At 65.5% G+C, this 12,633-nt stretch carries 12 protein-coding genes and 1 pseudogene; 2 read left to right on the forward strand and 11 right to left on the reverse strand.

What is annotated here, in order from left to right:
- Together M7D61_RS03295 and M7D61_RS09845 are read left to right on the forward strand one after the other, a co-directional pair.
- Positions 1-140, forward strand: a pseudogene (locus M7D61_RS03295) (IS3 family transposase); the annotation flags it as partial.
- 72 nt (positions 141-212) lie between these two features.
- The gene (locus tag M7D61_RS09845; RefSeq protein ID WP_366083711.1) at positions 213-635 is read left to right on the forward strand and encodes a hypothetical protein; all 423 of its coding nucleotides are present in this window, start codon (positions 213-215) and stop codon (positions 633-635) included.
- On the opposite strand, the gene M7D61_RS03300 is transcribed toward M7D61_RS09845, so the two are convergent.
- From M7D61_RS03300 to M7D61_RS03350, 11 genes are all read right to left on the reverse strand, one after another.
- Positions 538-1,800 carry an MFS transporter gene (locus M7D61_RS03300; protein ID WP_298227575.1) on the reverse strand — a complete coding sequence of 421 codons (1,263 nt, stop codon included), beginning with the start codon at positions 1,798-1,800 and terminating at the stop codon, positions 538-540. The genes M7D61_RS09845 and M7D61_RS03300 overlap by 98 nt on opposite strands.
- Positions 1,797-2,978 (reverse strand): membrane dipeptidase, encoded by a 1,182-nt coding sequence (locus M7D61_RS03305; protein WP_298227577.1) that lies wholly within the window; start codon positions 2,976-2,978, stop codon positions 1,797-1,799. Before M7D61_RS03305 ends, M7D61_RS03300 begins: the two co-directional genes overlap by 4 nt.
- On the reverse strand, positions 2,975-4,363 hold the full coding sequence (locus M7D61_RS03310) for a M20/M25/M40 family metallo-hydrolase (protein ID WP_298227579.1): 1,389 nt from the start codon (positions 4,361-4,363) through the stop codon (positions 2,975-2,977). Before M7D61_RS03310 ends, M7D61_RS03305 begins: the two co-directional genes overlap by 4 nt.
- On the reverse strand, positions 4,360-5,073 hold the full coding sequence (locus M7D61_RS03315) for a creatininase family protein (RefSeq protein WP_298227582.1): 714 nt from the start codon (positions 5,071-5,073) through the stop codon (positions 4,360-4,362). The genes M7D61_RS03310 and M7D61_RS03315 overlap by 4 nt, the downstream gene beginning before the upstream one ends.
- Positions 5,074-5,084: 11 nt before the next feature.
- Positions 5,085-6,329 carry a methylaspartate ammonia-lyase gene (locus M7D61_RS03320; protein WP_298227584.1) on the reverse strand — a complete coding sequence of 415 codons (1,245 nt, stop codon included), beginning with the start codon at positions 6,327-6,329 and terminating at the stop codon, positions 5,085-5,087.
- A complete protein-coding gene (locus M7D61_RS03325) occupies positions 6,326-7,366 on the reverse strand; it encodes a 2-dehydropantoate 2-reductase N-terminal domain-containing protein (protein WP_298227586.1) in 1,041 nt (346 codons plus the stop codon). The genes M7D61_RS03320 and M7D61_RS03325 overlap by 4 nt, the downstream gene beginning before the upstream one ends.
- A gap of 25 nt (positions 7,367-7,391) precedes the next feature.
- Positions 7,392-8,243 carry an alpha/beta hydrolase gene (locus M7D61_RS03330; protein WP_298227588.1) on the reverse strand — a complete coding sequence of 284 codons (852 nt, stop codon included), beginning with the start codon at positions 8,241-8,243 and terminating at the stop codon, positions 7,392-7,394.
- A gap of 11 nt (positions 8,244-8,254) precedes the next feature.
- Complete coding sequence (locus M7D61_RS03335) at positions 8,255-9,967, reverse strand: DUF885 domain-containing protein (RefSeq protein WP_298227590.1); 1,713 nt, start codon at positions 9,965-9,967, stop codon at positions 8,255-8,257.
- A gap of 26 nt (positions 9,968-9,993) precedes the next feature.
- The gene (locus M7D61_RS03340) at positions 9,994-10,692 is read right to left on the reverse strand and encodes an SDR family NAD(P)-dependent oxidoreductase (protein WP_298227592.1); all 699 of its coding nucleotides are present in this window, start codon (positions 10,690-10,692) and stop codon (positions 9,994-9,996) included.
- A 29-nt stretch (positions 10,693-10,721) separates the two neighbouring features.
- Positions 10,722-11,594: a MurR/RpiR family transcriptional regulator gene (locus tag M7D61_RS03345; RefSeq protein WP_298227594.1), complete on the reverse strand. Its 873-nt coding sequence runs from the start codon at positions 11,592-11,594 to the stop codon at positions 10,722-10,724.
- Between the two features lie 66 nt (positions 11,595-11,660).
- Positions 11,661-12,614, reverse strand: coding sequence for an isoaspartyl peptidase/L-asparaginase (locus M7D61_RS03350; RefSeq protein WP_298227596.1), 954 nt, complete (start codon positions 12,612-12,614; stop codon positions 11,661-11,663).
- Positions 12,615-12,633 lie beyond the last annotated feature (19 nt).

Genomic DNA, 12,633 nt, shown 5'->3' on the forward strand with positions numbered 1-12,633 from the left:
CCCGCCAGGAGCTCCGCCTGGCGATCGTGGTGTGGATCGAGCGGAAATACCACCGGCAGCGCGAGCAAGACCGTCTCGGCGGATTGACCCCGATCGAGTACGAGGACAGAATGAGCCAGCCGCGAGAGCTCGCGGCCTAACAGAACTGTCACCTACGGCTGCATCACGCCCAGACGTCGTTTTGGCCGGGCTTTCGAGCGCCGTCGACACCCGTGAAACTGCGTCTTCTCAGCGCCGGTCATCGGGCGATGGCCTACCTCGGTTCGCTGGCCAGATGCCGGTACGCCCATGAAGCGGCTGCGAACTCCGATATGACTCGTTTGGTGCTGCGCTACACGGACAAGGAGGCCACCCCGACGCTGAGGCCCGTGCCGGGCAAGCCTCGTCGAGAGATCCTCCAGCGCCCACACGTGCACGACGCGGTCGTGCGACTTGCTCTCGAGGCCAGCGATCGAATCCCCACGTTCTTGCTGCCGGCCGAATCGCGACAGCCGGACTGCGGACGGCTCCAGCCGAAAGCGCAGCGGAACCCATGCGTCAGCCTCGATCGCGACGAGCTTGCTGGAGCTCTGCCGGTCCTGGTCCTCGCAGCGCCGACAAGGCCATCAGGCCTGCGGCGAAAGCCAGGAACATGATCATCCCGGCTGTCGCGGGCCACCCGGAACTCGCATACAGCACTCCGCCGAACCAGCCGAACAGGCTGGAGCCCGCATAGTAGAAGAGATTGTAGAGCGAGGACGCCTGAGCTCTGTCGGCGATGGCCTCGTGCCCGACCCACTCCGACGCGATCGAATGTGCCCCGAAGAATCCGAGCGTCGTCAGTACGATGCCGATGAGCACGGCGACCAGCGCGTCGAGGGTGGTTGCGCACACGCCGATGATCATCACTGCGGTGCAGACGATCAGAACCGGCAATCGGCCCCACCGCGCGGCAAGGACTCCAGCCTGCACCGACGACCATGTACCGGCGAGATAGGCGAGAAAAACCAGACTGACGACGCTTGGGGGAAGCTCGAAAGGCGCGGCCGACAGCCGGAAGCCGACGAAGTTGTACATCGCGACAAAGCCGCCCATCAGCAGTAGAGCCTGAGCGAGCATTACGAGAAGACGAGGTGAGCGAAAATGCCGGCCCAGCTGCGCCGACAGCCCTCGCAGCGCGTGCGGCTGCACGGCCGGGGTCGGCCTGCGCGACCGGGGTATGAGTCGCAGGAACAGGACGGATGCGACAGCGCAGAGCACTGCTACAGCGAATACCGCCGTGCGCCACGAGACCAGCTCGGCTAACGGGCCGGCCAGGAGACGCCCGGTCAGACCGCCCACGGTGGTTCCGGCGACGTACACTCCCACGGCCCGCGTAGTGCTCCTCGCCTCGATCTCCTCGACGAGATAGGTGATGGCGATGGCGGGGAGTCCGCCGACCATCAGGCCTTCCAAGACCCGGCCGCCGAGCATCAAGCCGAAGCTCGGCGCGAACGGCACCGCGAGACCGACAGCAGACGCGGCGCAGATCGCGAATGTCATCGCCTGCACCCTGCCGATGCGATCGGCGACCACAGACCAGGGGATCACGCCGAGGGCAAGACCGATAGTCGCCATGGAGACGGTGAGAGCCGCGCTGCCAGCATCCAACCTCAGTTCCCGCGCAATCCGCGGCAGAACCGCCTGGAACGAGTACAGTTGCGCGAAGGTCGCCACGCCTCCGACAAACAGTGCGATCAGGATGCGGCGATATCCAGGGCTGTTGCGGGCGTGACCCTGCCACCGGACATTCGTTCCGAGGCGACCCGCCTCGTCGGTCATGCCCAGATGTCCCCCAGAGCCCGCAGGATGTTCGCGCCCAGCACCTTGGTGATCTCGTCATCGGAGAACCCATTGTGAACGAGCCATGCTGCGATGTTATGGAAGCTTTCGCTAGGGTTCTCAAGACCATCGACGTAGGGCACCCTGGTGTGCGGAAGTGAGGTGGCCGCGGCTGCGCCGAGAAGGGCCGAGAATGTCGTGTGCAGGCCGACATGATCGCCGTATAGCGTGTCGGGGCCGAACGCGACATGGTCGATGCCCACCAACTCGAGGCAGTATTGGAAGTGATCCATCACGGACGCGATGCTGTGCGCAGGATGGGCGTGCGAGATCGTGGTGTGGGGCGCTGCCGACATTCCGATCACCCCGCCGGATGCGGCGACGGCGCGAAGAGCATCGTCGGACTTCAACCTGGGGATGTCCCAGACCGCTTTCGCTCCAGCGTGCGTCATGAAGATCGGCACCGAGGACGCGTCGGCCGCCTCGATTCCAGTGTGATCGGACGAGTGTGACACGTCGATGGCAAGTCCGAGTTGGTTCATGCGCCGGACCGCCGCGCGTCCGAAATCGGTGAGCCCGAAGTCTGCCGTCTCGGTGAGCCCGGCGCCCAGTCCGTTCGATTCCGAGTAGGCGATGCCGATCTGGCGGATGCCGAGCCCATAGAGGATGTCGAGCCGGTCGAGGTCATTGCCGATCGGGGTCGCGGCTTCAAGTCCGAAGACGAGCCCGATCTTGCCGTCGCGATGCGCCGCCTCGATGTCAGCCAGGGTGCGGATGACGACGACATCGCGCTGGTGCGCGATGTCGGCCTGGCGCATGCCGAGGTCTGTCACGACGTCGTCCCACTGCCACGGCGTGTTACCCGTGACCATCGCAGTACCGTCCATCATGTTGTCGAACACGACGGTGAGTCCCGAACGACGCAGTCCCTCGAAGGCCGTGAACTGCCTCCCCGTCCGGTTGTAGGCAGGGGTGTCGGCCATGTTGGCGGGGAAGATCACCGGATGGTCGTGCAGGCTCACCGCGACAATCTTCGCCAACAGTTGCTCGGCCCGATAGATCTCGGCCGGAGTGAAGTCGCCGCCAAACGCCGGAACGCGGCCGAACTCAGGAGCCAGCGGGTCGCGCGGAAGGCGCAGCTCGCCTTCCAGATAGTCGTACGATCTGTATTCGCTCATCTCATGGCCTTCGCTTTCGAGGGATGCGGTTCCAGGGCGTGCTCGCCGCCCGCCAGCATGCGCCACAGGCTCTCCCAGGCGCGCATCCCTTCGGCGATCCGCTTGACGCGCAGGAATTCGTTGGGCGCATGGAGGTTCTCGTCGGACGTGGAGAAGGAGAAGAAGAGGGTCTTCGCTCCCAAGGCGTCCTCGAAGAGCGTGGTTGCGGGAAGGGTGCCGGCTATCACGGCGAGGAGCACGTCCTGATCCGGATATACGGTGCGCAGCGCATCGGCCGCGGCGCCGATGGCCGGATGCGTTGCGTCGATGTGATAGGCGGGCACACGCGCCGCGTCCTCGATCAGTTGGACGGTGACGCCCTCGACGGGGATGCTCCGCACGTGCCTGGCGATCGATGCGAGTACCCGGTCCGGGTCCTGCGCGCCGACCAACCGGCATGACACGTGCGCTGTCGCGGTATGGGGGATCACCGAGTACTTGCCACCGCCGATGACGCCGGTGATTTCGAGCGTGGGCCGTTCCCACAGCCGCTCGAGCGTGGTGAAGCCTGCCTCGCCGAACAAGGCTGGCGCGCCCAGATCGGCTTTGTAACCTTCGTCGTCGAAGGGCACGGCTGCGATCTCGGCACGGCGTTCGCCGCTCGGATCGGCCACGCCCTCGTAGAAGCCGTCGACGGCGACCCTGCCGTCTGGCTCGTGAAGGCTCGCCAGGATTGTCGAGAGGGCGTGCACCGGGTTGGCGACGGTTCCGCCGAAGCGACCCGAATGCAGGTCAATGGCCGCCCCGTCCACGACGATATCGAGACCGACGAGGCCTTTCGAGGCGATTGAGAGCGAAGGTTCGCCGGGGCGCCATTGAGCGCCGTCGGCCGAGATGACGAGATCCGCCGCCAACTCGTCGGAGTGCTCGCGGACATAGGCGGGCAGGTTGGGACTGCCGATCTCCTCCTCGCCTTCGATGAGGAACTTGACATTGAGTGGAAGGCCGCCTTCTTGCGTCTGGAAGGCCTGCGCCAGCTTGAGCACGAGGAAGACGGGACCCTTGTCGTCCGAGACGCCCCGCCCTCTTACGACTCCGCCGTCGATGTCCAGCTCGAAGGGGTCGGTGCGCCACTCCTCGGAGTTGCCGATCGGCTGCACGTCGTAGTGCCCGTAGACGAGGATCGTCGGCGCACCGGGCGCGCCGAGCCAATCCGCGCGCACGACAGGAAAGCCGTCGGTCTCGACGACCCGTCCGTCGGCGAACGCGAGACGTGCTGCGACCCACTCGGCCGCCGCGCGCATAGTCTCGGTCGACGCGCTGCGGCTGATACTGGGGATCGCAACGTATTCCCCAAGTTCGGCGATCAGCCGATCCGGGCTCTCGAAGTCGAGGTTGGCGCTCATTTCTTGCTCCAGCCCGTCTCGAGCACCTCGCGGACTTCGAGGACGCCTGCATCCCACACCTGCTGCATGTCGGCGTCCGGCCGACCGTAGTCGCCTCCATGGCTACCGTCCGGCGCGATGCGGCGCATTTCGCTGCGGGAGAGCACGGCGGTGAGCGCACGCGGGATCGGGGGGATGCCGCCCCCGGGCACTGTCGTTCCTTCGACGCGCGTCCACGGGAAGTTCTCGACCCATGCACCGTGCAGCTGGGTCTCCGAGAAGACGTTCGCTGCCGCCGCAGTCTTCGGGGCGTTGTACCAGCTGTGGAAGAGGACCTCGGCGTTGGTCTGGCGTGGAACGCTAAGCCACTCGCGGATCAGCCCGGTGATTGGCGCGTTCCCACCGTGCCCGTTGACGATCGCGATGCGACGGAAGCCCTGATTGGCCAGGACGTCGAGCAGGTCGCGGATCACTTCAATGTAGGTGGTGATCCTCAGGCTCATACTGCCGGGGTACTCCGTGAAGTAGGGCGCCATGCCGAAGGGCAGGGCGGGGAGGACCGGTATACCGAGCGGCTCGGCGGCCTCCTCTGCTACGCGCCCGGCGAGAATTGCATCGGTTCCGAGCGACAGATAGCCGTGTTGCTCCGTCGAGCCCGTCGGCAGCACAATGCGATCGTCGTGTCTCAGGTACTCCTCGATCTGCATCCAGTTCCGGTCATAAATTTTCATGGTGTTCCTATCTATCGCGCGGTCCTGGTGGCGACGAGCAGCTCAGTGCGGGCCATCTCGTTGCCGACGATCATGAGGCCTTCATCGACGCCCATTCCGGGTTTCGCGAGCACTTGGCTCGCTGCGCACGCCATTGCGATGTGTGCCGATACCTGCGCCGAGCGATCCGTCTCGTTGCAGGTGCCTCCGCAGTAGCCCTCGAGCCCCGCGTCCTTCACCAACAGCAGCGCCTCAATGGTCTGGTCGACGCCGCCGAGGTCGGGGGTCTTCACGTGGATGACGTCGGCAGCGCCTGCTACGACGAACTCGCGGATGTCATCGAGGGTGTTGCACCACTCGTCGACCGCGATCTTGACGGAGGAGCCGCGGGCGTGCAGTGCGGCCCGGAGGTCCACGTAGCGCGCGATCTGCGCATCGCGTCCCCCCGCATCGATCGGATGCTCGACGGTAAGCTCGTACGGCAGGCAGATCCGGCCGAGTTCGGCGAGATAATCTGCCACCTGCTCGACGTCCCCATCGAAAGCGAGTCCGATCGTCCCGTAGGTGTCGACGTGAATGCGCGGCCGGTACTCGGTGTTCGGGCGCAGCTCGCCAATGCGGCGGATCAGCCAGCGCAGATAATCTGCGAGAAACTCGCCGTGCCGACCGAGCTTGTCGGGCGTGTTGATGAGCGCATGGGGGAGCACGTCCACGCCTTTGATGATCATCTTCTCGGCGTTGAGACGGCGGTCGTCGCCCGTCTGGGCGTAGATCGGCACGGCAACCAGATCGACGCCTGTGTCGTATTCGTCGCGGATGAGTTCTGCCATCGTCACTCGCCTCAGGTGGGCGACTGCCGCGAGAAGCGCCTGGCTGACGCCGTAGAGCACTGCGGTGTGGAGCCTGCCGGATGACGTCCTCACCGCGTTGATTCTGGCCGTCTCCTCACGAAAGCTGGTGAGTTCGCGGTCGCGTAACAGCGGGCTGACGTGCTCCTCGATAACCGCGGCGGCGGCTTCCGCGGAGAACACGGGGTCGCGACCGCCCGCGCCGCTGTACTGGACGGCAGCGCAGTCGCCATGGACGATCACTCCGTCTTCGAGTACGAGCATGACGGATAACGCTTCGCCGGCTTGCCGCACACGGGTGAAACCGGGCGTCACCGGTGCGCCGGCGTACCCAAAGCCGTCGTGCTGCGCCCCGGCGCGAATGGCAGCCTGGTCATCGGAGAAGAAGCCGGTGCGCACAGGCACCGTGAGCACGTCGAGGATTTTCATCGCGTAGACCCGGGATCGTTCCGGTCGGCCCATCGCGGCCCGCTCACTGCAGAGTCGTCTCGCATATCGTCAGAGCGGCCTCCTGCGGTCAGAAGGCCGGCCACGAAGTCGGCCAGCTCGTCGAGGTTCGCGGCCTCGCAAGTGCGTCGGCCTTCCTCGATGTCGTGGATCAGCTCGACGACCCGATCGAAGATGGGGCCTTGGAAGTCCTTGTGCACCTCGTCGACCTCTGTCTTGCGCTTCCGCACCATCAGATCGCGATAGATACCGCTGTGACTCTTGGCGCTCTTACGGTTGAATTCGGCCAGCCGGTCAAGCGAGCCCTCCAGATCGTCGGGGACGAACCCGTCAAAGCTCTCAACGGGCACCGGGGCCTGCGCGAGGACTTCCTTGGCGATCGCGATCATGACGGGGCGATACCGAGGAGCTTCGAGGGTCTCGGCGATCGAGAGATCGGATACGGCGCCGGCCCAGAGCATGGCTCCATACGCCTCCTTGCCCCAGAGGTAGCCGAGCACGTTATCCGTCGGCTCGGCGTAAGGCAGAGCGTCCGCGAGCTCGCGTACCCGCTCGGTGATCGCGTGTCCGCCGAGTTCGCCGACGCGGAAGGTGCCGACGTTCCCCTGCATGACCCGGCCGGGGCCCATCACGTCGGCACCGAAGTTGACGAAGGCGGAGAGCACGCGCTCCGACCCGACTGCATCGACAAGAGCACCGGCAGTGAGTCCGTTCTGCACCGTAAGGACGTAGCCGTCAGGGTTGAGGCGATGGCGCAGCAACTCGGCTGCGGACTGCGAGTGCAGGCTCTTGACCGCGACGATCGCACGGTCGATGGTGTCGGGCAGCTGATCGGGAGTGATCGCGGGTACGCGCGCGACGAACTCTTCCACCGGTCCTTCGATGCGCAGCCCGTCGCGCTGGATGGCTGCTACGTGGGCGGGGTCCGCGTCGCACAGCGTGATGTCGTGGCCGTCGCGGAACATGCGGGCACCGATGGTTCCACCGATGGCGCCGGCGCCGATGATCGTGAGCTTCATTTCGGTCTCTTTCTCATTGGCGCGTTCACGCGGATGTCGAGGTCAGGGCCTTGCGGTCCAGGAATTCGCGGATGACGCGCTGGAATTCTTCGCGTTCTTCGATTTGAGGGGAGTGCCCCGATTTCTCGAAGACCACGAGTTCTGCGTCGGGGATGAGCCGTGCGATGGTCTCCGATGCGCTCACCGGGGTGACCCAGTCACCGCGGCCGACGGTCACGAGAGTGGGTACCGCGATGCCGGGCAAGTACGGCTTCAGGTCGTAGCTGGGGAAGTTGAGCTGAAAGCAGGCGTTGTGCGCCTCGTGGCGGTAGATACCCGCTTCGACCGCCGCTTTCGAGCGAGCCTCGTCGTACTCGTAGTCATACAGGGGAATCAGCTCGGCCCACAGCGCTTTGAGCTCGGCGTCGTCGCGCACATTGCCGGACCAGTACCTGTTGAAATGTTTCCAGTTGATCTCGACTCTGTCCTGATTGCGGGCGTTCTCGAATGCGAGTTCCAGATTGCTGCCGTCGGCGGAGGTGTCGCGCAACAGGAGGGCTGAGACGTGCTCCGGATAGCGCACTGCGTATTCCAGCGCGATGAATCCGCCGTAGGAGCCGCCGGCCACGACTACCTTCTCGACTCCGGCCCATTTCCGGATCTCGTCGACGTCGGACGCCCACTGCTCGTGAGAATAAGGGCCGATGGCCTCGCTCAGGCCGCAGCCCCGCGAGTCGAAGACGATGACGCGGAAGCGATCAGCTAGCGTGCCGAACGTCGCCTTCGGCTCGGCGAGCGATCCGATTCCGCCGCCGCCGTGGTGCGCGATGAGCACCGGCGCATCTTCCGGTCCGAAGGCTTCGATGTTCAATCGGCAGCCGTTGATGGTGATGTCCACAATAATTCCTTTCAGGATCGCGTCGAGACCGAGGTCTGCCAGCGGGTGACGTTGTCGGCGAGCACCGTCAGCGGAACGGCTCCGCTGCCCAGCACCACACCGTGGAAGTCGGCAATGGAGAAGGCGTCGCCGAGCGCGTCGTGCGCGTCCTGGCGAAGACGGAGGATCTCGCGACGACCGATCATGTAAGCGAGCGCTTGGCCGGGCCAGGCGATATAGCGGTCGACCTCGTTGGTGATATGCGTCGTCGTCGTCGCCGTGTGGTCCCACATGAACTGGATCGCACGCTGGCGAGACCATCCGTAGTAGTGGAGCCCCGTATCGACGACGAGCCGACAGGCGCGGAGCGCCCGAAATGACAGCATCCCGAGCCGCGCAACGTCATCGCTGTAGAGGCCCGCCTCATCGGCGAACTGTTCTGAGTAGAGACCCCATCCCTCGTTGAAGCTGCAGGCCTCGACATCGAGGTAACGTCGGTAACGCGGGATGTCGAGGGTCTGCGCGGTTGCCAGCTGCAGATGATGGCCGGGCACCGACTCGTGGAACGCGAGCGCTTCGTACTCGTAGCGATACCGATCGCCGGGGTCGGTGGCGAGCAGGCAGTGCGCTCCGGGCCGGCTGCCGTCGGCGGCCGGCGGCCGGTAGTACGCCATCGCCGTGTTCTTGGCTTCGACGGGATTGATCACCTCGATCACGCAGTCGGGGATGTCGTAAGCGGGGTAGTAGCGGTCGCGCACGGAGTTCGCGCGAGCCAGCGCCGACTCGGCCACGCCGATGATCTGCTCGCTCGTCTCGAATCGCAGAGCCGGGTCCGAGCGCATCCTCTCGGCGATCACCGCGAAGTCCCTCTCGCCGAGGGCTCCGAGGCCGATCTCGGTCCACTCCGTCTTCATCTCATCGAGAACGTCGAGTCCGATCTGATGGATCTCAGCAGGGGTCAATTCCGAGGTGGTGTGTCTCGCGACGGCGGCCAGGTAACCCTGCTCTCCGCCGGGGATCTGATTGATCCCGACCTGATCGTCGGGTCGACCGATTGGCAAGAGCTCGGCCCGCAACCGCTGCGCGAGCCCGGCCATCGCCGGTCTGATCGTGCTCTCGACGACCGCGGTCGCCGTCTCGAGCGTTGCCGCATCGCGAGAGGCGCGCGCGGGTGCCAGCAGCACATCGGCTTCGAGGCCGAGCGCGAGATAGCCTTCCAGCTGCTGAATCGAGTGGCGTACGCCGAGAGTCGTCGGCACTCTGCCGTGGGAGGCCTCGAGGGCGTAGCGCTCGCCGACGCTGTCGAACTGAGCGCCGATACCGGCGAGCCGCTCGAGATAGCGCTCGGCGCTATCCGCCGTATTCGCCGTCATCGCGGGCACGGCCTGGAACACCAGGGCCTGGCGGCTCACGTAGCTCTTCGCGGAGGCATTCGCCGCCCACAGCGAGTGCTCCGCGTCCTGCTGCGCGCCGTGCACCAGGCTGGCGAGGACGTTGCGGTCGACCGAATCCTTGTCGCTGAGTTCGGCGCCGTCGAGTGCGGCCACCTCTTTCTCGATCGCGGCGAATTCGGATGCCGCACGCTCGGACGCCTCGGCGTCGGCGCTACCCGGCAGATGATCGAATTCGGTCAAGCCGAGCAGCGTGGCGTTGTAGGGGTCATAGCGGTGCTGAGTCTGGAAGTAGCGCTCCCCGAGTCGCGCGAGCTGCTCCGACGCGTCGTCCGCCTGTGTCGTATCTGTCATCATTGTGCTCCCGGTCGTGTCAGAGATCAGAACAGGGAGTGGCCGCCGTCGATCGAGAGGGTCTGCCCGCTGATCCAGTCGGCCGCCGGAGAGACGAAGAACTCGACTCCTCGAGCGATGTCCTCGGGCTTGCCCGTCTTGCGTGTGGCGATGCGCTCCAGCAGCGCGCGTTGGCCGTCTTCGCCGTAGCTCTCCCACTGCGCCTGGGTAGTCGGATTGGAGAGGACGAATCCCGGGCAGATGCAGTTGACGGTGATGCCGTAAGGGCCGAGCTCGTGCGCCATCTGACGCGTGAAGCCGATCTGGCCGGCTTTGGCGGTGGTATAGGCCTGGATGCCGGTGAGGCTGACGCTGCGACCTGCACCGGAGGAGATGTTGACGATCCGCCCGTAGCCGCGCCTCTTCATGATGCGAGCTGCGGCTCTCGTGCAGTTCTTCGTGGTGGTGATGTTGGCGGCGATGACCGCATCCCACGCGGCATCCTCCAATTCGTCGATCGGGGTGTGCGTCTGGCCGACGACGCCGCCGGCGTCGTTGACAAGGATGTCCAGGTCCCCGATCGAGGCGAAGTAGCGGTCGACCGCTGCGGCGTCGCTAAGGTCGACGGTGTCCTTGTCGACCCGATGGACGGTAGCTCCTGCCTTCTCCAGCCTGTCGGCGATCGCGCGTCCAATCCCTTGCGCGGTTCCGGTGACGACTGCGGTCAATCCGTCGAGTTCTGCCATGGTGTTGTCGCTCCTTCTTGCTTGTGTTGTCACTTCGTCAGATCAATGTCCGCCGACCGGCTGTACGCGCGTGCGATGTGCGCAGAGTCTTCCCACTGCTTCATGCGGGCGATGCCGCGTTCGCCTGTCGCGAGCACAATGCCTTCGAGCAGGGCCTCGAGGAGCACCACCAGGCCCACCACCGAGTCGAACGGCACGCCGCCGACGGTCACGGGCAGCACGATGTCAGCGCTATCCGCGGCTGGCGACAATTCCTGGTCGGTGATGACGATCACGCTGGCGCCCTGTGCCTTGGCCGCCTCGGCGGTCACCTTCGAGGCGAGTTCGTAGCGGCGGAAATCGAGGATGATGGCCACGGAGCCCGACGTCAGCCGCAGGAAGCGGCCGACGTCGTGTCCGAACGGCTCCTGGATGTAGTCGACGTTCGGGATCACCTGATCGAGCTGGCTGGCGAAGAGCATGGCGAAGTAGCGGGTGAAGTAGCCGCCAGAGACCGTCACGTGACGGGGCCGTGCGGCGAGGACCTGCACCGCGTGGTCGAACTCGCTCGGGGGAACGCTGCCGGACAGAGCCTCGACGAGTGCGATCTTGTCGTTGATCGCGTCTTGGAAGAGACCTGACTCGGTGGGCTCGAGATGACTTTGCTCCGTCCGGCTGACCGGGCTGCTCATGTGGTGCGTGATCTCTTCGCGCAGCCGACGCTGGAAGTCCGGGTAGCTGCCGAAGCCGAGTCGCGCGATGAGGCGCAGCACCGTCGGTGTGCTCGTGCCCGCCGACTTGGCGAGTGTCGCCGCGCTGCCGAGACCGGAACTCGGGTAGCTCGAAAGCAGCGCTCGAGCGACCTTCTTCTCGGCCGGGCTGAGTTCGCCTATGCGGGCGAAGATCTCGTCATTCACTGTCATATCAAGTTGCTTTCTGTTCGTGGCCAACGGCTGAGAGCACGGTATTCCTGCGCCCCCTACCGCGGACTACGTCATGAGGATGAGGCGCCCGTCGTCCTCGAAGGCCGCGAACATCGTCGGCGAATTGTGCGCCACGACGACGCGCCCGTCGGCATCGACGCTGACGAGGCCGCCGCTCGCGTTTTTCGCAGTCAACTCGGTCTCGATGGTCGAGCGCACCGCGTCTGCCAGACCTGCGCCCAGGTATCGCATTCTGGCTGCTATGTCGTAGGCGACGACGCCCCGGATGAAGGCCTCGCCATCGCCGGTGCAGGAGATCGCCGCAAGACCATTGCGGGCGTAGGTTCCTGCCCCGATAACTGGAGAGTCGCCCACGCGACCCTCCTGCTGGTCAGCCATGCCGCCTGTCGAGGTCGCTGCAGCGACACTGCCGGCACGGTCGCGTGCCACCGCTCCGACCGTGCCGTGCCGCGGGGCCGCGGCCTGCCGCGTCTTAATACGCGCGAGCTGCTTGACTCGGGCGTCGGTGATGAAGTACTCCTGCGTTGCGCTGTCGAGCTCCCAGGTGCGGACTAGTTCTTCGCTCGGGTCGACCAGGAGGAGATGGCGGCTGCGCTCCATCACCGTGCGTGCGAGGCGTATGGGATTCTTCGCGAACCGCGACACGGCGACCGCGCCGGCGGACCCGCTTCCTCCGTCCATGACGGCCGCATCAAGTTCGACGCGGCCATCCGCGGTCAGCGCTGCTCCTCGTCCGGCGTTGAAGAGGGGGTTGTTCTCCAGTTGCTCGACGGCCGCGCAGACGGCGTCAAGCGCGGTTCCGCCCGCTCGAAGGATCGTCGTACCCGCTTCGTATGCGGCGCCGAGTCCGTCCTCGAACGATGTGCGGCTTTCGGAGACGAGCTCGTGGATTCGTCCGCCAGCACCGCCGTGTAGGGCGAGGGCGTAGCCGTTGCGGGGCTCGGTTTCCACGAGTTGAAGGGAACGGGGCGCCGCGATGGCTTCTTCGTCACGGGGCATTAGCGACCTCCTGCTTGGC

Source organism: Gryllotalpicola sp. (assembly GCF_027352875.1).
Lineage (GTDB): Bacteria > Actinomycetota > Actinomycetes > Actinomycetales > Microbacteriaceae > Gryllotalpicola.